The 21,788-nt window shown below is 59.9% G+C and carries 19 protein-coding genes; 5 read left to right on the forward strand and 14 right to left on the reverse strand.

Annotated elements, in window-relative coordinates:
* Positions 1 to 13: 13 nt before the first annotated feature.
* The 12 genes from G5182_RS02390 to G5182_RS02445 all read right to left on the reverse strand — a co-directional run bounded on the left by G5182_RS02390 (position 14) and on the right by G5182_RS02445 (position 12,804).
* Positions 14 to 2,152, reverse strand: coding sequence for a sensor domain-containing diguanylate cyclase (locus G5182_RS02390; RefSeq protein ID WP_216953235.1), 2,139 nt, complete (start codon positions 2,150 to 2,152; stop codon positions 14 to 16).
* Positions 2,149 to 3,342, reverse strand: coding sequence for a sugar ABC transporter substrate-binding protein (locus tag G5182_RS02395; RefSeq protein ID WP_421254153.1), 1,194 nt, complete (start codon positions 3,340 to 3,342; stop codon positions 2,149 to 2,151). The genes G5182_RS02390 and G5182_RS02395 overlap by 4 nt, the downstream gene beginning before the upstream one ends.
* Positions 3,343 to 3,504: 162 nt before the next feature.
* The gene (locus G5182_RS02400; RefSeq protein ID WP_005337763.1) at positions 3,505 to 3,720 is read right to left on the reverse strand and encodes a YdcH family protein; all 216 of its coding nucleotides are present in this window, start codon (positions 3,718 to 3,720) and stop codon (positions 3,505 to 3,507) included.
* A gap of 276 nt (positions 3,721 to 3,996) precedes the next feature.
* Positions 3,997 to 4,608: a hypothetical protein gene (locus G5182_RS02405; protein WP_259583667.1), complete on the reverse strand. Its 612-nt coding sequence runs from the start codon at positions 4,606 to 4,608 to the stop codon at positions 3,997 to 3,999.
* An 11-nt stretch (positions 4,609 to 4,619) separates the two neighbouring features.
* The gene (locus G5182_RS02410) at positions 4,620 to 5,966 is read right to left on the reverse strand and encodes an MATE family efflux transporter (protein ID WP_421254154.1); all 1,347 of its coding nucleotides are present in this window, start codon (positions 5,964 to 5,966) and stop codon (positions 4,620 to 4,622) included.
* A 121-nt stretch (positions 5,967 to 6,087) separates the two neighbouring features.
* Positions 6,088 to 7,911, reverse strand: coding sequence for a SulP family inorganic anion transporter (locus G5182_RS02415; RefSeq protein WP_101529743.1), 1,824 nt, complete (start codon positions 7,909 to 7,911; stop codon positions 6,088 to 6,090).
* Positions 7,912 to 7,982: 71 nt separating this feature from the next.
* A complete protein-coding gene (locus G5182_RS02420; RefSeq protein WP_421254155.1) occupies positions 7,983 to 8,573 on the reverse strand; it encodes a nucleotidyltransferase family protein in 591 nt (196 codons plus the stop codon).
* Complete coding sequence (locus G5182_RS02425) at positions 8,560 to 8,820, reverse strand: GNAT family N-acetyltransferase (protein WP_005337747.1); 261 nt, start codon at positions 8,818 to 8,820, stop codon at positions 8,560 to 8,562. The genes G5182_RS02420 and G5182_RS02425 overlap by 14 nt, the downstream gene beginning before the upstream one ends.
* Positions 8,821 to 9,024: 204 nt before the next feature.
* Positions 9,025 to 10,209, reverse strand: a complete 1,185-nt coding sequence (locus tag G5182_RS02430; protein WP_227342346.1) for an iron-containing alcohol dehydrogenase — start codon at positions 10,207 to 10,209, stop codon at positions 9,025 to 9,027.
* Positions 10,210 to 10,227: 18 nt separating this feature from the next.
* Positions 10,228 to 10,746, reverse strand: a complete 519-nt coding sequence (locus G5182_RS02435; RefSeq protein ID WP_227342347.1) for a hypothetical protein — start codon at positions 10,744 to 10,746, stop codon at positions 10,228 to 10,230.
* The gene (locus G5182_RS02440; protein ID WP_227342349.1) at positions 10,727 to 11,347 is read right to left on the reverse strand and encodes a TetR/AcrR family transcriptional regulator; all 621 of its coding nucleotides are present in this window, start codon (positions 11,345 to 11,347) and stop codon (positions 10,727 to 10,729) included. Before G5182_RS02440 ends, G5182_RS02435 begins: the two co-directional genes overlap by 20 nt.
* An 11-nt stretch (positions 11,348 to 11,358) precedes the next feature.
* Positions 11,359 to 12,804 carry a coniferyl aldehyde dehydrogenase gene (locus tag G5182_RS02445; protein WP_021230685.1) on the reverse strand — a complete coding sequence of 482 codons (1,446 nt, stop codon included), beginning with the start codon at positions 12,802 to 12,804 and terminating at the stop codon, positions 11,359 to 11,361.
* A 212-nt stretch (positions 12,805 to 13,016) separates the two neighbouring features.
* On the opposite strand from G5182_RS02445, the gene G5182_RS02450 reads away from it, so the two are divergent.
* The 3 genes from G5182_RS02450 (at position 13,017) to G5182_RS02460 (ending at position 14,940) form a co-directional block, all read left to right on the forward strand.
* The gene (locus G5182_RS02450; RefSeq protein ID WP_005353197.1) at positions 13,017 to 13,310 is read left to right on the forward strand and encodes a hypothetical protein; all 294 of its coding nucleotides are present in this window, start codon (positions 13,017 to 13,019) and stop codon (positions 13,308 to 13,310) included.
* A gap of 219 nt (positions 13,311 to 13,529) precedes the next feature.
* A complete protein-coding gene (locus tag G5182_RS02455) occupies positions 13,530 to 14,498 on the forward strand; it encodes a nucleoside hydrolase (RefSeq protein WP_005337734.1) in 969 nt (322 codons plus the stop codon).
* A 106-nt stretch (positions 14,499 to 14,604) separates the two neighbouring features.
* Positions 14,605 to 14,940: a DUF3634 family protein gene (locus G5182_RS02460; protein WP_005353195.1), complete on the forward strand. Its 336-nt coding sequence runs from the start codon at positions 14,605 to 14,607 to the stop codon at positions 14,938 to 14,940.
* An 87-nt stretch (positions 14,941 to 15,027) separates the two neighbouring features.
* Here G5182_RS02460 and G5182_RS02465 read toward each other — a convergent pair whose 3' ends face one another.
* Together G5182_RS02465 and G5182_RS02470 are read right to left on the reverse strand one after the other, a co-directional pair.
* On the reverse strand, positions 15,028 to 16,233 hold the full coding sequence (locus G5182_RS02465) for a c-type cytochrome (RefSeq protein ID WP_421254156.1): 1,206 nt from the start codon (positions 16,231 to 16,233) through the stop codon (positions 15,028 to 15,030).
* Positions 16,230 to 18,155: an NAD(P)-binding protein gene (locus G5182_RS02470; protein ID WP_201945940.1), complete on the reverse strand. Its 1,926-nt coding sequence runs from the start codon at positions 18,153 to 18,155 to the stop codon at positions 16,230 to 16,232. The genes G5182_RS02465 and G5182_RS02470 overlap by 4 nt, the downstream gene beginning before the upstream one ends.
* 578 nt (positions 18,156 to 18,733) lie before the next feature.
* Here G5182_RS02470 and cyoA point away from each other — a divergent pair.
* Positions 18,734 to 19,777, forward strand: coding sequence for a cytochrome o ubiquinol oxidase subunit II (gene cyoA, locus G5182_RS02475; protein WP_227342352.1), 1,044 nt, complete (start codon positions 18,734 to 18,736; stop codon positions 19,775 to 19,777).
* A gap of 3 nt (positions 19,778 to 19,780) precedes the next feature.
* Positions 19,781 to 21,757 (forward strand): cytochrome o ubiquinol oxidase subunit I, encoded by a 1,977-nt coding sequence (cyoB, locus tag G5182_RS02480; protein WP_421208693.1) that lies wholly within the window; start codon positions 19,781 to 19,783, stop codon positions 21,755 to 21,757.
* Positions 21,758 to 21,788: the final 31 nt, after the last annotated feature.

A 21,788-nucleotide genomic window follows, 5' to 3' on the forward strand; every position in this document is an offset into this window, starting at 1 on the left:
GAGGTCTCTGTTTTTAGCGCTGCCCCTGATAGAAGCGCGCCTTGTCGGCATACATGGCGTCATCCGCCACCCGGCTCAGCTCCGCCAGCGGGGTCTGGTCGCTGCTGCTCCAGCCGATGGCAAAACGCAGCGGGAAGCTATGCTCCCCATGTTGCACGATGGCGTGCTGCTGGCTTGCTTCCAACCTGCCTGCCAGCTGCTGGCAGGCGAGGTGATCCGCCTCTGCCAGCAGCACGAATTCGTCTCCTCCCATTCTGAATATGCTCTCATTCTGTCGGCACAGCGTGCGCAGTAGTCGTGCCATCTGGATCAGCAGGGCGTCGCCCGCCTCGTGCCCATACTGGTCGTTGGTGCGCTTGAGGCCGTTGAGGTCGAGCATGAAGAGGGCGAGGTGACGCTCCGGATGGCGCGCCAGCACAGCCTGATAGTGATGGAACATCTCTTCGAACGCCTGGCGGTTGGGCAGGCCGGTGAGGTTGTCGGTGCGGGCGACCCGTGCCAGTTCATCGGTAAAGAGTCGCCCCTCGATGCCCACTGCCAGTTGCTTGGCAAACAGCCGCAAGATAGCCCTGTCCTCCGACTCCAGCCCTTCGGCGCTCACCATCAGATAGCCAAACAGCACGCCACTCTGGCTGCCGGGCAGGGTCATGATCTTCCAGAGTGCGTTATCCCACTGGCATTCGGAGTGTTTGACCTCCTCATCCATCAGTTGGGTCAGCTTCTCCTGCAGGGCATCCCGCAAGGGAGCATCGACCCCCTGGGTCAGGGAGTAGTGGGGCTGGCCATCGCGGCGGATCACCAGCCCCCAGCGGTGACCGGGATAGAGCTGGGAGAGCTGCAACAGGGCGGAGCTAGCCAGCTCGGCGATATCCACATCCAGCTGCTGGTGCAGACCGAACTGCAGCCAGGATTGCAGCACATGGCGGCTGCGCTCCTCCCGGCTCAGGGCCGAACGCAGGGCGGTCGTTTGGGATGCCACCTCTTGCTCCAGCTCGTCATTGAAGCCGAGCAGCCGCTGGTTGAAGGCCTCTTTCTCGCTGTTGGCCTGCTGCAGTTGTTCGTTCTGTTGATAGAGTGCCCGCACCTGGGCCGAGATGGTGTAGGCCATCTCCTGCAGCAGTTGGCGTACCTCGTCGTACTCCACAAAGCGCAGCGGTGCCTGCCGTTGCTGGTAGTTGCCCTTGCCATAGCTGCGCACCAGCGCGGCCAGCGAGCGCAGCGGTCGGGTGAGCCAGCGGGTAAGCCAGACACAGCCGATGGCCACCAGCAGCAACATGACGGCGATGCTGATGGTGAGCAGCTGCTGGGATTTGTTCAGCTCGCTAACCCTGTCATCGCTGTAGCTGTAGAGGGTGATGGTGGGGGTAATCATCTCTGCAAGTTGTGGCCAGCCGATAGTCAAGAGCTGCGCCATCTGGCTGGGGACCCGGTCATCCATGTCTCTGGTGTTGTCATGTGAGCCCTCGTAGAGAGGGGTATCTCCTTGTGAAATGACCAGATACTCGCTCCCCTTGAGATAGGGTTCCAGCAGCTGGGCCATCTGTCGCCAGGGGAGGATAGCCATCACGAAGCCGGAAGGGGTCTGCATCACGCCAGCACGCTGGTGATTGCGATAGATGGGGGCCACCAGCGCCAGTCCGCCGCTGCGGTCCTGCTCCATATCGCCGATCAGCAGGGGATCATCCACAGGCATCAGCAGATGTTTACCCTGTTTGGCTTCCCGCGTCTTGCTCCAGGCCATCAGCTGTGGCATCAGGTTGCTCGATTCAAGGTGGGAGGCCCGGCCGTTGATGTACTCCACTACCCGACCCTGATCATCGATCAGGTAGGCCGAGGTCAGTAAACTGTTGGACTTGATGAAGGTAGCCAGCGCCAGCCGGGCATGACTGGAGAAGAGAAAATTCTCGAGTGCCTGATTGAGCACCCGGTCGTTGCTGAGTTGCTGAAGTTGGGTGCCGATCAGCTCGCTGCGAAAGCGTGCCTCACGGGTCATGCTGGTGAGGGCCCGTTCCAGCTGGGATTGTTCGCTCTGGGCAATGATCTGGTGCTGACGAGCCAGCAATATGCCGCTCACCAGCAGCGCAGGCAGCAGGGCAACGGTGAACAGGATGACGATGAGCGTGGGGCCGAGACGAAAGGTACGGTGGCTCATTTTGACTTGACCTGCCGGTATTGCTGATCAGCCAGTTGCTGCATGTAACGGGCCGCATCAGCAGCACTGCTTCCCTCCTTGAAACGCTCGAACCCCTTGTCCATCGCCTGCCAGGCAATGGACATGGCACTGTCGGAAGGCATGGGAGTACTGAGGGTAAACTGTTCCAGCAGCACCTTTTCGTGCGGGGCGGGGTGTTGGTTGATGGCGGCAAAAGCCCGCTGATTGATTGGCAACAGCGCTCCCTGCCGATAGATCAATTGCTGATTATCGTCCCGCTGGATGAAGGCCATCAGGGCTTTGATGACGGCCTGCCGCTCTTCATCTGCCATTGCCCAACGAGAAACACTGAGAACGTAGGCTCCGCTCATGGAGTGCATCGGGCGCTCTTCCCAGTGAGGCAGCAGGGCCACCCCAAGCCGTTCACCCATGTTTTTCACCAGGTCATTGAAAGCCCAGTCCCCATTGACCAGATAGGCACTCTTGCCCTCGTTGAAACGGGCCAGGGCGGTATCATAGTCGCAGTCGGGATCGACCCACTGTTCGCTGGCGACGGTGCGGTAGGCCTCCAGTGCCTGCACCATGGCCGGGCTGTCGAGGGTGATGCGCCCTTCGGTCACCGGCGAGCCGCCAAAGGTGTGTAAAAAGGCGGCGAAGTAGTACATGTCGTGATAGGGCCAGCTGACGGGGTCGACCCCCTTGGCCTTTAGGGTCGGGGTGATAGCTGTCAGTTGCTGCCATTGGGTCACCGGAGTCGAGACCAGCGCCTTGTTGTAAAACAGCATCAGATGGTTGCCCTGCATCATGGGCATGCCCCAGCGTTGCCTATCCAGGGTGACATAACGCAAGGCACTGGCCATCAATGAGGGGGAAAACCACTCGGCCGGGAGGGGGGCGAGGGTCATCTGGCGATAGAGGCCGATAAAATCGGAGGGGATCAGCATCAGATCGGGCAGTCCCCTGGCCTGAGCTGCCAGCAGGAGATCCGCCTTGATCTTGCCCGGCTCAATCTGGGTGACCCGTACTCTGTGGTTCCCCTCCTGATTGAAGCGGGCGATCACGTCGTCGATCACGTAACCAGCCTGCTGGGAGTGCCACAGCTCCAGTTCAGGCTCCTGAGCCTGCAGGGGGTGGCTCAATGCGAACAGGCAAAGCAGCAAGAGATGATAAAAAGATCGTTTTCTGCTCATGTTATCATCACCGTTATTCCCTGAATTCCAAGGAAAAAATGTAACAAACTACCGGCAAGATCGGTAGGCTCGGGTGTCAACTAATTGACTGAAAAAACAAAAAGCCCGGCGCGTGGGCCGGGCTGGGGGATAAATTGCTTATCCGCATATTCTTCGAGGCATCTATTGTGGATGTTGTTTGAGGATGTCGTATATCTCCTCTTTCAGTTTGAGTTTCTGTTTTTTCAGATCTCTCACCTCGGCGCTATAGTCGCTGGCGTGATGCTTTTCCAACTTTCTAATCTCCGCATCCAGGTCGTTGTGCAAGTCAAACTTCTTCTGGAAATGGACATCACTGCTCTTCAGTTTCGAGATGAGTTCTCTGTACTCTGGGAACATGTAATGGAGCCTCCTTGGTTTCGTTTGATTGTGCCTGTAAGACCAAAGCTACCCCTTAGTGCCGGGGATAAATGTGATCCTGATCGGATTTGGGGGCAATGATTTAGGGTATTCGGCGGGATATTTATAACTTGTTGAATCAAAACAAGATAAGTGATTTATCAATCTGAATGGTGAGCCAAACTGTGCGACAAGTCACAACAGGGGCAGTGTTGGCGTGGGGGTGCAGGATCAAAAAAGGGGCCGAGTGGCCCCTTTTTATGGATGCAGGCAACGTTACTCTTTATCTTCGTCCGCCTGCTCTTTTTTCTTTTTCTTCTCGGGCCGCGGCTTGCCATCGCGGTGGATCACCTTGCCCGCCTCAAAGCCAATCTGGGCCGCCAGCTCCTCCAGATCCGCCGACTTGGCCTGATCCCCGATGGCGTAGCGATAGTTGGCGATGGAGAGCTTTTCGGCCACCGGCGTGCCCGGGACGATAGGCTCGCGCCAGCCCTGGCCGATGTGGGCCACCAGGGTGCCGTTCATCAACAGCTCGCCGACGATCTCCTGGGCCGGATTGCCCTTGCCGTAGGTGAGACCCTGCGGGTGCTTCTTGCCGACCAGCGGCTCGTTGCTGGCGGGGATCAGCTTGGTGCGGATCAGCCACTTGGGATTTTTGGTGTTGCCCACCGCCTTGCCGGTCTGGTACTCGTTGATCTTGATGGTCTTGATCATCTGGGCCATGAAATCCTTGGTCAGCGCCTTCTGGGCCTCGCTGCTCTCATCGATAACGATAGGGGCCACATACCAGGTCATGGTGGCTTGAGTCTTGGGGGCTGCAGGCGCGGTTTGCGCCATGGCCAGAGGGCTGAGCAGCAGGGCAGTCAGCAAGAGTCCGATTTTCTTCATTCTGATTCCGCTTATGTTTCAACTAGGATTTTGTTTTGCCAGCGACGACTGCGCCAGCGCCAGAACATGGCCAGACCGCGAACCCACTCGTCGCAGGCGAGCGCCAGCCAGATGCCTACCAGTCCATAGCCCTGCATGATACCAAGGAAATAGGAAAGGGGTACGGCAATTCCCCACATGGAGAGCAGTGCCATGTAGAGGGGGAAGCGGGCATCACCCGTCGCGCGCAGGGCGTTGATCACCACCAGATTGAAGGTGCGGCCTGGCTCGAGGATGAGGCTGATGAGAAAGAGCTGTGCCACCTGGGTGATGATGTCGGGGTCATCGGTAAAGAGGCTGATGATGGTTCGGCCATTAAGCGCCGCCGCCACGGCGATGACGCAGGTGACCGCGAGCCCGAGCTTGAGGCTCTTGAGCAGCTGTTGATAGGCACGGTCGAACTGTCTGGCGCCCGCCAGATGGCCGATGATGATCTCGTTGCCAAGGCCGATGGAGAGGCCAAACAGCAGGATGAACAGGCAGATCTGGAAGAAGTAGGACTGGGTTGCCAGCGCCTTGTCCCCCAGCAGGCCGACAAAAGCGGTCACTACCATGAACTGCAGCATCCAGGAGAGGTTCTCGCCGGCGGCAGGCAGGCCGATATGGAGCACCTTGCCCAGCATCTCCTGGCTGGGGTGAACGATGTCGCGGATCTTGAGGTGAATGCCGGTTTTGCGGGCCACCAGCCAGACCAGCATCACCACGCCAACCAGACGCCCGGCCACGGTGCTGATGGCAACCCCCGCCACGCCCATCTGGGGCAGGCCGAACCAGCCGTAGAGCAGCAGCAGGTTGCCGACGAAGGTGATGAGGTTGACGATCAGGGTCACATACATCGCCTGACGGGTGTGGCCGTGAGCGCGCAGGGTGGCTGCCAGACAGAGGGCTGCCGCTTCCGGCAACAGGCAGAGACCGATGATCTGCAAGTAAAGCGTCCCGTCGCTCATCAGGTTGGCAGGCAGGTTCATCAGCGCCAGCATGGTGCTGGCCCCCGCCATCACGCCAATGGCGGCCACCAGACCGATCAGCAGGTTGAAGCCGATGGCGGTGTGGATCACCACCCGACTCTTCTCCCGATCGCCCGCCCCCAGATACTGGGTGATCACCACGCTGGTACCGATACTGACGAAGCTGAACAATGTGATGGCGAGATCGAACACCTGATTGCCGACCGCCAGCGCGGCCACTCCCTGATAGGAGACGTGACCCACCATGAAGGTGTTGAGGGCACCGGTCAGAAAGTGCAGGGCGAGATCGATAAAGAGCGGCCAGGTCAGCGCAAAGAGCGTGCCCGGGCCTGCGTGGGATTGAGATTGCATGGCATGTCCAACAGCTGGGAGGGCACGGGGGAGTGTCCTCTGGGGGCGCATTTAACACCAAGGCCAAGGCCGGTGCAATCCTTGTGCAGGATTGCACCGGCCAGGGGGTCAGGCCAAGGGATCAGGCAGGCGTGGCGCCCGCCTCCTGTTCGCTTGGCAGGGTGAGGCGCGCCGAGTCGGGCAGGGCATCATCCTGCGGCCAATTCGAGCGGATGGCATCTGTGGTGCTCTCCACCACCGCATCATCCTTGAACACCGGCTCGCGGTAGCAGCGGGTCAGGCGCAGCGCCTGATACATGTCGGGGCAGAGGATGATCCCCTCATCGCCCACCCGTACGCCTGCCTGCTTTAGCCAGTGGGTCATCTGGCCGTGGCGACCCGCCATCACCATATGGATGCCGCGCCGTTTCAGCTCCTTGTGCAGCTCCCCCACCATGCTCATCACGCTGATGTCCTGATGGGTGAAGCAGGCAACCGCATCGATCACCAGACACTTGGGGGCTCGGGGATCCTGTACCAGCAGGGCCAGCACCCGGCGCTTGAAGTAGGGAGCGTTGAAGTAGGTGAGCGGCGAGTTGAAGCGATAGACCAGAATACCCGGGATCGCCTTGGCCTGTTCGTTGTCCCCCAGGGTGCGCACCACCCCCTCGTCATCCATGCCAAGCAGCTGGTCGGTGGGGCGCATCACATTGCGCAGGAACTGGAACAAGCCCAGCAACACGGCGAGGGTGATCCCAGGGATTACCCCCATGGTGAGCACGCTGATAAAGGTGACCAGCGCCAGCCAGAAGGCGGAGCGATCGGAGTTACGCAGCGCCCACAGTCCACGAAAATCAGTGAGCGACAGGGAGGCCATCACCAGTACCACCCCGAGGGCAGCGGTGGGAATATACTTGAGCGGCGCCGTCAGATAGAAGGTGATGAGGGCGATCACCGCCGCAGCGATGATGGAGACCAGCTGGCTCTTGCCGCCGTTGGCATCGTTGACCGCGGTGCGTGAATCCGCCCCGCTGATGGCAAAACCCTGAGAGACAGCGGAGGCGAGGTTGGCCATACCGAGGGCCCGAAACTCCTTGTCTGCGTCGATTTCGTAACCGTTTTTGGCGGCAAAGCTGCGAGCGGTCAGCATCATGGAGACGAAGCTCACCATGGCCAGGTTAAGCGCAGGCAGCACCAGCTCCCGCATCAGACCGGGGGGAAATTCCGGCATCTGGAACGCGGGCAGGCCGGAGCCCACGGCCCCCAGGGTGGCGATATCAAACTGGCCGAGATTAAATCCCCACACCAGCGCAGCGGTCACCACCATGGCCACCATGGAGGAGGGCCATGCCGGTTTGTAGCGCTTGGCCAGCAGCAGGGTGAGCAGGGCTACCAGACTCATGGCCAGGGTCGGCAGATGGGTCTGGGTGATATAGGTGGCCCCGCTGGCGATCCGCTCGATGAGGTAACGTTCGCTGAAAGTGAAGCCGAAGATCTTGGAGAGCTGGCCCACCATGATGGTGATGGCCACACCATTGAGTAGCCCCATCAGGATCGGGCGGGAGAGAAAGTCCGCCAGTACTCCCAGCTTGAAGCGGCTGGCAATCAGGCACCAGAAGCCGGTCATGGCGGTCATGGTCATCACCAGTTGCCAGTGACGGGTGGGGTCGCCTGCGGCTAGCGGCGTCACCACGGCGGCGATGACCGCACAGGTGGCGGCATCGGGGCCGACAATCAGCTGGCGGGAGGTGCCAAACAGGGCGTAGACCAGCATGGGCAGGATGCAGGAGTAGAGACCGACGATGGCACCTACCCCGGCAAGCTCGGCATAGGCGATGGCGACGGGCAGCGCCACTGCCGCCACCGAGAGTCCGGCGCGAAGATCTGGCATCAACCAGGCGCGCTGGTAATGCAGCAGGGCGGCGAGGCCCGGTAGCCAGCGTTCGAGAGAGAAGAAATCGCGCATTATTTAACCCATTGAGTTACAACCAGCTTTTCCCCTAGTGTGCCCAAGGTTATCGAAAGATTGCAATCAGGTTATGGCCAGTTTACCTGAAGGTCAGGCCAGATAGCCTGCCAGCGTTTCTCCTTGATGCGCTGGGTAAAAATCTGTTTGTCCTGACGACATCTAGGGTTGGCACTCACTTGCAGCGACCAGTTGATGGCAAAGCCGTAGGGGGCAAGCCACTCGAACTCGCCATCCTGATTCAGGCGCACGCCGATGCAGGTGGGCACTTCGACCCAGTGGCTCAGCGCCTCAAGGCTGCTGGCAAACGGCACCACCAGCTGTCGCGTGTGCATGCGAGCCTGATTGCGCACTTCCCACTGCTGATCCGGCAGCCGCTTTGCCAGCCTGGCTTCATGCGCCGTCTCGGCCAGCCCTTGCGGATCGGTTTTATCGAGATAGATAAGGTCGATATCGTTGAGCGGGGTGGGCACCGCCTTGTGGTGAAGGTGATCCCAGATGAGGTTGCGGATAAAGCCTGCTCCCAGCGCCCAGTCGGGCAGATTGAGCTCGGCCGCGGCTTGCAGGCAGGCCATCCGCTGCGGATCGGCCCGCAGCAGGGCTTCTGTTTTGGCTTGGAATTGCTGTTCGAGGGCGGAGTTCAGAGGTTCAGTTGTTGGCATTGCGGCGTAACCAGACATCAATGTAGCGGCAGCTCGGCACTATAGTGAGCCCCTCCGCCTGAGTCCAGTTGAAGAAGGCACGCGCCAGCTGATCGGCAATCCCCTGCACCCGCAGCTCGGGGGGGACGAAGGTGCTGTAGGCGTCGATGGTCTTGGCATCGAGCCGCCGGTAGCGCAGTCTCGACTCTTTACCCTCCACCATACAGATGAACTGCTGCTGGTTGGCCTGATGGATGATGTCGCTCATGGTGGGCACCTCTGGCATAAAGTTGGGTCTCTCGGCACAACATAACTGTTAGCCAAGGTATAGAACAGATAAAGAGAGCCCGTGGTCAATATCATCCCCCTTTGACAGAGGGCGCATCGATATCGCGATGTAGATCAAGGTGCCCGATGGTGAGTCGGGCACCGCGTTAGTGTCAGCATAAGAGTGTTGGCAAAGAGGTCGGGATCAGGTCCAGGCCCGCTCCAGCAGGGTAAGTAACTGCTCACGGTCGGCATCCTTGCGATTGAACAGCAGGGCACCGTCGTTGACCGCCAGATCGCGGATCTCGGTCAGTAGCGAGCGGTCGCTTACCCCTGCCTCGCTCATGGTGCGCGGCAGCTTGACCGCTTGCCACAAGGTGTCGCGCAGGGTGCGAATGGCTGTGATGGTCGCCTCCGCCCGCTGATGGGCCGGGGTGGCAGCAAAGCGCTCTGCCCCCACCAGCGGCAACAGCAGCCGGGCCAGCTCGCTATCCACCTCGGGGCGGTTGTAGTCGAGCACGGTCGGCAAAAAGAGGTTCATGCACAGCCCGTGGGGCAGATGGCAGCGGGCTCCCAGACTGTGGCCGAGGGCGTGCACCAGCCCCACCATGGAGTTGGAAAAAGCCATGCCAGCCAGCGTGGAGCCTTCCGCCAGTTGCAGCCGCAGCTGTTTGTTTTGCGGGTCGTGGATGATTTGCGGCAGGGCGCTGGCGATCTTCTCCACCGCCATCAGGGCCAGCGCATCGCTCACTGGGTTTTTCGCTGTGCCGATAAAGGCCTCGATGGCGTGGGTCATGGCGTCCATGGCGGTAGCGGCGGTGATATTGAGGGGCAGTCCCTGGGTCAGGCGCGGGTCGAGCACCGCCAGCTGGGGCAGCAGGAAGGGGGAGGTGAAGGGCACCTTGCGCCCGCTCGCCTCATCCTTTATCACCGCAACCAGCGTCACCTCTGATCCTGTGCCCGCCGTGGTGGGAACCACCGCCAGCGGCTTGAGGGGACGGGTCAGGCAACCGGCGCCCGAGTAGTCGAGCAGATGATCCCCCCCCATGGAAGTGAGAATGTTGACCGCCTTGGCGGTGTCGATGACCGAGCCGCCCCCCAGCGCCACCAGACTGTCGCAGTCGAGCTCGCGATAGCGTTTGGCGATCCGCTCCACCACGGCGGTGGAAGAGTCGGCCGGGATCTCGTCCCAGATGGCGGCGACCGGCAGCTCCCCTTCGGCCAGCACATTGGCCAGCAGGGTGGCAAGGCCGGTGGCATTGACCCCCTTGTCGGTCAGCAGCAGCGGGCGACAGGCCCCGAGGCTGGCCAGCTCGCTGGCCAGTTGCTCCAGCGCCTGTTCACCGGCCAGCAGTTTGACCGGGCAGAAGAAATCGTAATAGCGGCTCATTTCAAGGCTCCTTGCGCGTTAGCCGGTCACCAGACCCAGATAGATGTTACAGGCCCGGCCGATCTTGTTGGTCGGGGCGGGATAGTGGCGCAGCAGCGGCCGCGCGATAAAGGCGGGCAGGATCAGGGACTGCAACTGCTCAAGCCCCCGCACCAGATGCATGGCGACGGTCAGATCTCCTTCCACCAGCAGCCGGTTTTCGCCAAATGCCTGATTGACCCCGAGCCGAAAACTCAGGGCGCGAAAGGCGATATTGGGATGCTTGAAGCGTACCCGCAGCGGATGGATGGTGGCATGGGGGGCGACAGGCGCGCCGGGATACCAGCGGCCACCCTGCTTGTGCATGTTCATGGCATAGTCGATGCCGCCCACTTCGAGGCGAATAGCCAGCCCGTCCGGCAACGGCGCCAATTCGCGGCGTACTGCCTCGTCGGTGCGGGCGGCGCGGCAGAGGGTACGACCCACCACCCAGAGCAGTGTGGTGATCCAGAGGCGGCGGCCAAGGGCGGCCAGAGATTCAACGGTCGGAGTTGTCATAGGGGTTGGCTCCTGAGATGGCTGACCAGAAGAGGGCAAAGGCACTGGCTTGCCAGTAGTCGTCCTGTCCCAGCTCCGGTTGATCGACAAACAGTGATGCGCAGGCGAGGAACTGGCCCTGACACACCTCCAGCAACAGTGGTGCGGGAGCCTGCATCAGCTCGCCGCTGGCCTGCCCCTTTGCCAGCAGGGCAGGCAGAAAGCGCAGAGCATCGTTCAGGATCTGGCTGCGGGCCGGTCTGGCCAGCAGCGGGGAGTGAAAGAAGCCCAGCACAAATTTGAGCTCATTGGGGTTAGCCTGCATCCACTCCATCGCCAGCTGCCAGTAGTGGCGGGTCTGGTCGTACAGCGGCAGGGCGGGATCCGCTTCATGGATGGCGCTCCCCATCCGGGTTTTCACATCCTGATAGAGGGCGAGGATCAGCGCCTCCTTGCTCGGAAAGTGGTGGAACAGAGTACCGTTGGCCACCCCGGCTGCTTTGGCGATACGGGCGGTGGCGGCCCCCTGCAGGCCATCTTCGGCGCAGAGGGCGAGGGCGGCATCCAGGATCTGGCGGCGCTTGTCGGTCATGTTTTGTGGCTGCGGGATAGCCTGGTTCATGGTCATCTCCATCAGCGCAGGAAGAAGGCCATCATCAGCTTCTGGATCCAGCTGTGGTAGGGGGGATGGATCAGGGAGCCGGTGGTGAACTTGCCGCGGGTCAGCACGGTTTTTGCCTTGGAGAAGGTGAGGAACCCCTCGTGGCCGTGGTAGTGGCCCATGCCGGAGGCGCCGATGCCGCCAAACGGCACATCGTCGGCCGCCACCTGAAACAGGCTCTCGTTGATCGCCATGCCGCCGGAGTGGGTCTCCCGGGTCACTCGCGCCTGCAACTCGGGATCGAAGCTCATCAGATAGAGGGCCAGCGGGCGGGGCCGCTCAGCCACGTAGGCGAGCGCCTCCTCCAGGGTGTCGTAGGGAATGAGCGGCAGCAGCGGGCCGAAGATCTCCTGCTGCATCACCTGACACTGACCCGGCACCCCGGTCAGCAGGTGGGGCACCAGCAGGCGACGCTGGTCATCGCGGGCCGGGCTGCCACAGGGGTGGAGCTGGGCACCCGCCTGCTCGGCTTCATCGAGCCAGCTGACGAGACGTTGATACTGGCGGTCGTTGATGATGGCGCCGTAGTCAGCACTATTGAGCCCCTGTGGGTAGAGCTTGCTGAAGTGGCGGCGATAGGCGGCGATAAAGTTATCCACCTCGCTGCGGGGCAGCAGCACATAGTCGGGGGCGACGCAGATCTGCCCGGCGTTGAGGCTCTTGCCGAAGATCATCCGCTCGACCGCGGTGGCGACCGGCATGTCGGGAGCGATAAGACAGGGGCTCTTGCCGCCCAGCTCAAGGGTGAGGGGGGTGAGCTGGGGCGCGGCGGCAGCCATCACCAGCTTGCCCACCATGGTGGAGCCGGTAAAGAGCAGGTGATCGAACGGCAGCGAGCTGAATGCCGCCGCCATCTGGGCATCCCCCTCGATGATGGCGATCTCGTTTTCGTCAAATACGCTGGTGAGCATTGTGCGCAGCACGGCGTTGGTATGAGGGGTGAACTCGGAGAGTTTCAGCATCGCCCGGTTGCCCGCCGCGATGGCGGTGATGAGGGGGCCAAGGCTCAGCATCACCGGAAAGTTCCACGGCACGATAATGCCGACCACCCCGAGCGGCTGGAAGTGCACCTCTACTTTGGCGGGGGCCAGCAGCAGGCCGGTGTGACGGCGGTGGGGCTGCATCCAGCGCTTGAGCCGCTTCTGGGTGTAGTTGATCTGCATGATGCAGGGCAGCACATCGGCGATCAGGCTGTCGTAGTGGCTGCGCTGGCCATAATCTGCCGCCAGCGCCTTGCACAGCTGCCCCTTGTGGGCGAGCAACGCCTGCTTGAGTTTGGTCAGCTGCGCCCGGCGCTCGGCCAGGGTTGGCATGGGGTGAGCCAGACTCGCCCGCTTGAGCCGCGCCAGCTGATCCGGCAGGGACAATTTGATGGCGAGGATATCCTCAGGAGTGTGTTGAAGCTGCGCCGCACCCATGTTGTTCTCCGCATGAAAAATGACCGACTGATTAGTCGGTCTAAATCTAGCTGTTTGTTACCGGAATGTAAAGCTGGCAAGCTGTCTGCCGTTCACCGCGAGCTGGACGCAAGAGAGAACTGTGTGTCTCCCCACACTTTTGTGGTTTGCTCGTTGGTGGCTTATCTAATAAGGGGTAGTTTTTGGCTATTAACCTACACGGAGAGAGCACTATGACCAGGGAACTGAACAGCTTGTTGGCCCGGCTTGAAGATGTGGTTGAGCGGATGCCGGATTGCTTCAACACCTACGAATTCGCCCAGAAGCTGGCATTGCAATATCAGCCGGAGTTCTTTGCCGCGGGCCACTCTCTGGCCGAGCACGAGGGCAAGGTACTGCGGGTGCTGCACCAGAAGATCGCCGAGGCGCTGGCGGGCAGCGAGATGGTGATTGAAGGGGCACTGCTCCCCTGCGTCACCCCCTGGGGGGAGAAGGCGACCTCACCGCGTTGGCACCGCAAACACTGAGGATCCGGTCAGGCAGATCACTGCCAGATAGCAGATAACGAACAACGATAAAGGGCGCGGCGCTGGCAACAGGGCCGCGTTTTTTATGCTAATTGTCGCTAGCAGCGCCCCCGCTGCCGGGAGCAAAGGCCCGCTCTGTGATCCCATGCCGGGATATGGGAGCGTCAGCCGGGTAGACTCTCCCTTTTGCCGCAGGGTTTGTCATCGTAGGAATTTCTCATGACCCATAAAATCATTCTGGATACCGACCCGGGTATCGACGATGCCATGGCCATCCTGTTTGCCGAGGCCCACCCCGCCATCGAGCTGCTCGCCATCACCACAGTTTTTGGTAACGCCACCATCGACAATGGCACCCGCAACGCCCTCTGGCTCAAGCAGAAGTACGGCATGAAGGCGGATGTGGCCAAAGGCGCGGCTGCCCCGCTGCTGCGCGAGCCGGTCGGCCCCACCACCATAGTCCACGGCCCGAGCGGCTTTGGCGACATGGAGGCGGGGGAGGTGACTATCGCTCCGGATCCTCGCCCCGCTTGGCAATATATTGTCGAGGCGGTGAAAGCCGCGCCGGGGGAGATCACCCTGGTCACTATCGGCCCGCTCACCAATCTGGCGCTGGCGCTACAACAGGCCCCCGAGATTGTCTCGCTGGTGAAACAGGTAGTAGTGATGGGCGGCGCCTTTGGCGTCAACGGCCATCGTGGCAACGTCACCCCCTATGCCGAGGCCAATATCCACGACGATCCCGATGCCGCCGACCGGGTCTTTACCGCCGATTGGCCGGTAGTGATCATCGGGCTGGATGTGACTCAGCAGAGCTTCTTCAGCAGCGCCTATCTGGATGAGCTCAGGGACAAGGCGGGGGAGCCGGGCCGCTTCCTGTGGGATGTCAGCCGCTTCTACCTGCGCTTCTACTCCGAGAAGCTGGGGCTCTCCGGTTGCCATGTCCACGACCCGTCCGCCATCGCCTATGTGATTGATCCGACCCTCTTTACCCTGCGGGAAGGGCCGGTGCGGGTTATCACCAGCGGCCCGGCCATCGGCCACACCCTGCAAAAGTTCGATGGCAAACGCCACTCCCACGATGACTGGGCAGCCTATCGTCCGCAGCAGGTCGGGGTGGCGGTGCGCGATGAAGCCTTGCTGGCGCTCTATCGCGAGACGCTGGTGGGCTGGGGCAAGGATTGCTGAGCAAAGAGGCGCTATTACGTTGAGGCGGGGGCTGTGATCGGCGCCAAACAATCGGAACGCTCGGCCGCTTATACTGCCTTATATCAAGAGCTTGGGAGGGATGAAGATGGCCTGGATTTCCTTGATCGTAGCGATAGCCCTGATCTGGTGGTTGATGAAGCTGGGACGTGGCGCCCTGTTCGAGATCCGTCTTGCACCCGGCAAGGTAGTGGTCAAGCAGGGCAAGGTGTCACCCGCCTTTATTGAGCATGCTAAACAGATCCTGCGCCACGACACGGTGCGCGGTCGCATTGTGGGGCAGCGTGATGGCGATGGCGTCAAGCTGATCTTCTCCCGCTCCATCCCCGAGCCGGTGGCCCAGCGTTTTCGCAATATCTTCCCCTATGGCGATTACCGCCAGCCAACGGCGCCGCTGCCGGGGCCAAAATCCCGCAAGGGATAAGCACCGGAACCTGGTTCATCAATAGCAAACGGGCCTCCAGTGGAGGCCCGTTTTTATGGCACTTGGCCAAGAGAGAGCTGACAGCCCTTACTCTTTACCGTGCAGCTCGCGCTGGGCCTTGACCGCCGCCGCCTTGACGGCGGTGCCTTCATTGCCCCAGGAGGCGCGCAGGGTGTTGACCAGCTCGGCGAGCCGCTCATCATCCATGGTCCAGCCATAGCCCGGCATGTGGTAACCCAGATGGCCGTGGGTGACCGGGGTCTCGGCACCGTGCAGCAGCACGTTGAGCAGGCTCGACGGATCGTCCGCCAGCACGGTGCGGTTGTTTACCAGCGAGGGGATGACGTGGTCATTGCCCTTGCCATCGACCCCGTGGCAGGTGGAACAGTACATGGCGTAGTCCGCCTTGCCGCCGGCACTGGCATAGGCGCGGGCACCTTTCGCTACCACCGGCTCCGCTTTCAGGTCGGTGAGGTAGGTGGCGATGCTGGCCAGATCGGCGTCGCTGAAATACTGGCTGCTGTGAGTGATCACTTCCGCCATCGGGCCTGCGACCGCCTGATGCTGGCTGCGGCCAGTTTTCAGCAGGTCGATCAGCGCCTGCTTGTCGTAGCGGCTGCCGCGAATATCGGGGGCATACCAGCCATCCAGCGCCGCCCCGCTCAGGTAGACGGGATCCGCCTCGGTCAGCGCTTTCTCCTGCATCCCCAATCCGCGTGGGGTGTGGCAGCTGCCGCAGTGACCGGCACCCTGCACCAGATAGGCGCCGCGGTTCCACTCTTCGCTCTTGCCTGCGACCGGGGTGAAGCGGCTGTCATCGTGATAGACCCAGTTCCAGCCCATCAGCGGCCAGCGCATGTTGAGCGGCCAGGGGATGTCGCTCTCCTTGTTGGCGATGGCCAGCGGCTGCACCTCCTTCATCAGGTAGTGATAGAGATCTTCGAGATCCTTATCGCTCATCTTGGCGTAGGCGGTGTAGGGCATGGCCGGATAGAGGCGATGACCATCGCGGGCTACCCCTTCGCGCATCACCTTGATGAACTCCGGCAGGCTGTAGTTGCCGATACCGTGTGCCTTGTCGGGGGTGATGTTGGTGGCAAATACGGTACCGATGGGGGTCGGGAACCCTTTGCCGCCTGCCAGCGGCTTGCTGGTTTCGCTGGTGTGGCAGGCGGCGCAATCGCCGAGCTTGGCCACGTATTCCCCCGCCGACATGGCGGGGGCTGCGTTGGCGGCAAGGGCGGGCAGAGCCAGCAGCAGGGCGCTGGCGGTCAGTGACAGGGCGCGGCTCATTGGGCACCTCCCTTGCTCATGGCAACCAGCTCGTTGACGGCGCGCCACGCTTCGTCGATGGCGGCGTGGGCGTAGGGGCTCCAGCCTGCATCCGAGTTGGCGATGGTGATGTTGCCGATCGGCTGGCGACCCAGTTCAATCCATTTTTCGCACTGCGCTTCGTCATCAAACAGGGTGTTGGTGACATAGGAGTAGCCGTGGGACCAGCGGTTGACCGTGATGGCAAGGATATCCTGCTCATGGTTGAAACCGGCGCTGCCGAGCATCCCCTGCAACTGTTCGCGGATCATCTGTTCATGCTGCTCGAACGGCATGCCGAGGATCATAGCGCGCCCCTTGCGGGACTGTTCGCGGGCCGACAGGCCGCTGCCCGGCAGGGTTGGTACATAGACCATGTGCAGGCACATCGGCTGATCCGGGCTCTTGGGATGCTCATAGCCACCCATGCTGACCGGATAGTCGAGCTTGACCCGGCTGTAAGGGGCTGCCGGGGAGTAGACCTCGTGCACCCCGAGCTTGACGAAGGCTTGCCAGTTTTTGATCACCACTTTGGTGTAGACCAGCGGCGCTTTGACGTTTTGGCGCAGCGCCTCCTTCTGGGGCTCCGGCATCTCGGGCACCATGTAGGGGATCATCATGTTGTAGCCAGCCATGATCGACTGCTTGGCCCGCACCCGGTGCAGTTTCCCCTCCTTGATGTAGGTGACATCCACCACCAGCTTGCCGTCGGCGAGGCGCACGTTTTTGGCCTGCAACGCCGTGCTGCCAAGGCGCAGTTGCACCTTGTGCTCCGGCAGGTCGAGCTTGCCATAGTCAAACTTGGCCAGCACCACATCCTGCATGGTGTGACCCGGCGCCACCTGCGGAATGAGCTTGCGCACCATCAGGCGGGTGAGACCAGCGTTGCCATCGGGGAAGTGGAAGATGTAGGGATCGTCCAGCTCTGCCTGCTCCTCGGCATCCAGCGGCGTCAGATTGAGGCCGTCGAACCCCGGCAAGGCGCAGAGGCGCGCATCGGCGCAGGCGGTGGCGTCGATGCCGACCGCCTGGAAATCGTTGGTGCGCTGCTGGAAGTAAGTGATCGCCCGCTCGCTGAGGCCCACTTTATCGCGCAGGAAGGTGGTGTAGCTGTTGCGGGTCACCCACTCGTCCTGCTGCTCGCGGGTCATGCCGCTCAGGTAGTCGATCTTCGATTCGTGCAGGGCCAACAGGGCGGCCTTGTCGGCATCATCGAGGGGGAAGTCACCGATAAACTCTGCCAGTGGCCGGCCGTTCAGGCGATCGCGGGGGATGTCATCCGCTACGTTGTGGCCCGGATCCCCGTTCACTATCTTGTTGACGCCAAAGTGCTTCTCGTCGAAATAAACGCCGCGGCTCAGCCCCAGATCCGGATAGAAGGTCTGCTGGAAACCGGCGGCCAGCTCGTCGATGTTGACCTCCAGCGCCTTGAGCAGCCCGAGTGCTACCGGGCTGTAGACCGAACGCGGTGATTGCAGGGATTCACTGCCGCCGTAACCCAGACGCAGGCCATCGGGGGTGGTGAACTCGTTGCGCTTGGCGTGGCCGCCGAAGTCATCGTGGTTGTCGAGTAGCAGGATCTTCTTATCCGCGCCGAGCAGTTGCTGATAGAAGCAGGCGGCGGCCAGACCGCTGATCCCGGCGCCGACGATCACCAGATCGTACTCCCCCTCAAGGGGAATATTGGCAAAATCATATTGCTTGCCGTCACGGGCGATGCTGTGGGCCGGTTCGAAAGAGCCCGGGTGGTTGCCGCGCAGGCCGGTGAGGGCGGGCGGGTAGGCCAGGGTTTTATCCGCCAGCGTGCTGCCGCCTTCGGCAGCCTTGAGCAGATTGATGGGGGCGACGCCTGCCGCAATGGTGATGGCAACGCCGTTGAGAAAATCTCTGCGTGTAATACTCATGGCAATACCTGCTGTATGAAAAATGGAAAAGTACAGAGTGGGGTAGCTGGCCAGCAGCAAGAGGACGCAACCTACCGCCATATTTTTATGGCGTCTATATGGGTTGATAATAACTTATTAAACAGATTGATCAAACGAGTATGGAGTGACATATCTGTTTGGGTTCGAATTGTTAAAAAACAATCCAGCTAAAAAATATCGTGCTGTGTTCTGTTCGTCGCGTTTAATTACGTAAATGATGATGAGTTCAAATTGTCGCAGATCATCAAAGTCGACAGGTGTTTATTATTCATGCTGGAGGATTAATTTTTCGTCATATATACCCATATGCTATGTAAGGTTAGTTGGCGAGATAATGCTCCCTGTCCAATTATAAATTGAGAAGAGAGTGTCATTGATTAATTATGGGAAAAGGCGCCATTAATAGTGATACGGATGCAAAATTAACATTTTTCACATGCTGAGGCCAAGTTTGGCACAATCTTAAGATTAATTTTCCATGTTGTTTACATGTTCCGGTTCTGATCACAATGTTGCCCGTTTTTACAACTTTAGCCTTGCGACCATAAGGACACTGCATGAGACCTTTTGAATTAAAGAGGGGCTTGGGTGCTTTGCTGTTGATCGCATCGGCCAGCTTGCTGACCGGCTGCGACATGGCCTTGATGAATCCCAAAGGGCAGATTGGTCTGGAACAGAAATCACTGATATTAACCGCCTTGGGGCTGATGTTAATTGTGGTGATCCCTGTGATTATTATGGCGGTGGTCTTTGCTCGTAAATACCGGGCATCAAATACCAATGCCAAATATACTCCGGATTGGTCTCACTCCAATAAAATTGAGGCGGTTGTCTGGACCGTACCAGTTATTATCATCGTCATTCTGGCAACCATTACCTGGAAAACTTCCCACGAACTGGATCCCTACAAGCCGCTGGAGTCCACGGTGAAGCCGATCCAGATTGATGTTATTTCCCTCGACTGGAAATGGCTGTTTGTCTACCCAGAATTAGGGATTGCCTCGGTCAATGAATTAGCATTCCCGGTCAATACCCCCGTCAATTTCCGGGTGACTTCAGACACTGTCATGAACTCCTTCTTCATTCCCAAGCTGGGCGGGCAAATTTATGCCATGGCCGGTATGCAGACCAAGTTGCATCTCATTGCCAATGAAGCAGGCGCGTATGACGGTATCTCCAGCAGTTATAGCGGAGCCGGTTTCTCGGGCATGAAGTTCAAGGCGATTGCTACGCAGGATCAGGCCGGTTTTGATGCCTGGGTTGCCAAAGTCAAGGCCTCTCCCAAGATGCTGATCACCATGGATGAGTTCAATGCGCTGGCCAAGAAGAGCGAAAACCACCCGGTAGAGTATTTCTCAAGTGCCGATCCGGCCCTTTTCGTCAAGCTGATCAACAAGTTTATGGGTGACATGGGGCATGGCGAGCACAAGGGGATGACCCATAAAGCCCCCTCAGAGCATGGCGCCGCCATGAATCACGATGACATGGCACATATGCAGATGGACCATGCCGCTATGGCGCATGACGGGCAGAAGGAGCATGCCGGACATATGAACGCGCCGTTGGATAACAAGGCTGTGCAAGCAGGATCCGAGGAATAACCGATGTTTGGAAAATTAACACTCGATGCCATTCCGTTCCATGAACCCATCATCATGGTGACGGTAGCCGGTATCATTTTGGGGGGGCTGGCCGTTGCCGGCCTGATCACCTATTTCGGCAAGTGGCAATATCTGTGGAAAGAGTGGCTTACCTCGGTCGACCACAAGCGTCTTGGGGTCATGTATCTGATCCTGGGTATGGTCATGATGCTGCGCGGCTTCGCCGACGCTGTGATGATGCGTACCCAGCAGGTGATGGCTTCGGCTGGTGGTGACGGCATTTTACCGCCGCATCACTACGACCAGATCTTCACCGCCCACGGGGTCATCATGATCTTCTTCGTGGCGATGCCACTGGTGATCGGTCTGATGAATATCGTCGTGCCGCTGCAGATCGGTGCCCGTGATGTGGCTTTTCCCTTCCTCAACAACATCAGCTTCTGGTTCACCGCCGCTGCCGTGGTGTTGATCAACATCTCCCTCGGGGTCGGTGAATTCGCCCAGACCGGCTGGCTGGCCTATCCGCCGCTGTCGGGGCTGGAGTACAGCCCGGGGGTCGGGGTCGACTACTGGATCTGGAGTCTGCAGATCTCGGGGTTGGGCACTTTGCTGACCGGCGTCAACTTCTTCGCCACCATCATCAAGATGCGCGCTCCTGGCATGACCATGATGCGTCTGCCGGTGTTCACCTGGACGGCTTTGTGCTCCAACGTGCTGATCATCGCCTCCTTCCCGATCCTGACCGTTACCATCGCCCTACTCACCGCAGACCGCTATCTGGGTACCCATTTCTTTACCAATGACATGGGTGGCAACATGATGATGTACATCAACCTGATCTGGGCCTGGGGCCACCCCGAGGTTTATATCCTGGTGTTGCCGGTATTCGGGATCTTCTCCGAAGTAGTGGCCACCTTCAGCAAGAAGCGGTTGTTCGGCTACACCTCGCTGGTATGGGCGACCATTGCCATTACCGTGCTCTCCTTCATTGTCTGGTTGCACCACTTCTTCACCATGGGCTCGGGCGCAAACGTGAATGCCTTCTTCGGCATCACCACCATGATCATCTCCATCCCGACCGGGGTGAAGATCTTCAACTGGTTGTTCACCATGTACCGTGGTCGCATCGAGTTCACCTCACCCATGCTGTGGACTGTCGGTTTCATCATCACCTTCACCATAGGTGGCATGACAGGGGTACTGCTCTCGGTGCCGGCGGCCAACTTCGTGTTGCACAACAGCCTGTTCCTCATCGCTCACTTCCATAACGTCATCATTGGTGCCGTGGTATTTGGCTGCTTTGCCGGTATCACCTACTGGTTCCCCAAGGCGTTCGGCTTCACCCTGAACGAAACCTGGGGCAAGCGTGCTTTCTGGTGCTGGATTATCGGCTTCTTTGTTGCCTTCATGCCGCTTTACGTACTGGGCTTCATGGGGATGACCCGCCGCATCAGCCAACAGCTGGATCCGGCCTTCCACCCCTGGCTGGTGGTAGCAGCATGTGGTGCCGGCCTGATTGCCCTTGGTGTCTTGTGCCAGGTGATCCAGCTGGTGGTCAGCATCCGTGACCGCGAGCAGAACCGTGATGTGAGTGGTGACCCCTGGGGTGGCCGGACGCTGGAGTGGGCGACTTCTTCACCGCCGCCCTTCTACAACTTCGCCATCGAGCCGAAGATCACCGGTCTGGATGCCTTCTGGGATGCCAAGCAAAACGGTTCAGCCTATCAGCAGCCCAAGCAGTATGCGCCGATCCACATGCCCAAGAACACCGGGGCAGGGGTGATCATCGCGGGCTTCAGCGCCATCTTTGGCTTTGCCATGATCTGGCATATCTGGTGGATGGCCATCCTTGCCTTTGCCGCCATGATTGGCAGTTGGATCATCCACAGCTTCAACGATGACGTGGACTACTACGTCCAGGTTGACGAGATCACGCGCATCGAAGATCAGCATTTTGCCAACATCAACAAGGGGGCTTAGTGCTATGACCACTGGCGTTTCATATCACATC

The sequence above is a fragment of the Aeromonas sp. 600948 genome, assembly GCF_049174875.1.
Lineage (GTDB): Bacteria > Pseudomonadota > Gammaproteobacteria > Enterobacterales > Aeromonadaceae > Aeromonas > Aeromonas veronii_A.

Coding starts and splice junctions, on each gene's coding strand:
- G5182_RS02390 (WP_216953235.1), bottom strand. CDS start 2,152: ATGAGCCACCGTACCTTTCGTCTCGGCCCCACGCTCATCGTCATCCTG.
- G5182_RS02395 (WP_421254153.1), bottom strand. CDS start 3,342: ATGAGCAGAAAACGATCTTTTTATCATCTCTTGCTGCTTTGCCTGTTC.
- G5182_RS02400 (WP_005337763.1), bottom strand. CDS start 3,720: ATGTTCCCAGAGTACAGAGAACTCATCTCGAAACTGAAGAGCAGTGAT.
- G5182_RS02405 (WP_259583667.1), bottom strand. CDS start 4,608: ATGAAGAAAATCGGACTCTTGCTGACTGCCCTGCTGCTCAGCCCTCTG.
- G5182_RS02410 (WP_421254154.1), bottom strand. CDS start 5,966: ATGCAATCTCAATCCCACGCAGGCCCGGGCACGCTCTTTGCGCTGACC.
- G5182_RS02415 (WP_101529743.1), bottom strand. CDS start 7,911: ATGCGCGATTTCTTCTCTCTCGAACGCTGGCTACCGGGCCTCGCCGCC.
- G5182_RS02420 (WP_421254155.1), bottom strand. CDS start 8,573: ATGCCAACAACTGAACCTCTGAACTCCGCCCTCGAACAGCAATTCCAA.
- G5182_RS02425 (WP_005337747.1), bottom strand. CDS start 8,820: ATGAGCGACATCATCCATCAGGCCAACCAGCAGCAGTTCATCTGTATG.
- G5182_RS02430 (WP_227342346.1), bottom strand. CDS start 10,209: ATGAGCCGCTATTACGATTTCTTCTGCCCGGTCAAACTGCTGGCCGGT.
- G5182_RS02435 (WP_227342347.1), bottom strand. CDS start 10,746: ATGACAACTCCGACCGTTGAATCTCTGGCCGCCCTTGGCCGCCGCCTC.
- G5182_RS02440 (WP_227342349.1), bottom strand. CDS start 11,347: ATGAACCAGGCTATCCCGCAGCCACAAAACATGACCGACAAGCGCCGC.
- G5182_RS02445 (WP_021230685.1), bottom strand. CDS start 12,804: ATGGGTGCGGCGCAGCTTCAACACACTCCTGAGGATATCCTCGCCATC.
- G5182_RS02450 (WP_005353197.1), top strand. CDS start 13,017: ATGACCAGGGAACTGAACAGCTTGTTGGCCCGGCTTGAAGATGTGGTT.
- G5182_RS02455 (WP_005337734.1), top strand. CDS start 13,530: ATGACCCATAAAATCATTCTGGATACCGACCCGGGTATCGACGATGCC.
- G5182_RS02460 (WP_005353195.1), top strand. CDS start 14,605: ATGGCCTGGATTTCCTTGATCGTAGCGATAGCCCTGATCTGGTGGTTG.
- G5182_RS02465 (WP_421254156.1), bottom strand. CDS start 16,233: ATGAGCCGCGCCCTGTCACTGACCGCCAGCGCCCTGCTGCTGGCTCTG.
- G5182_RS02470 (WP_201945940.1), bottom strand. CDS start 18,155: ATGAGTATTACACGCAGAGATTTTCTCAACGGCGTTGCCATCACCATT.
- cyoA (WP_227342352.1), top strand. CDS start 18,734: ATGAGACCTTTTGAATTAAAGAGGGGCTTGGGTGCTTTGCTGTTGATC.
- cyoB (WP_421208693.1), top strand. CDS start 19,781: ATGTTTGGAAAATTAACACTCGATGCCATTCCGTTCCATGAACCCATC.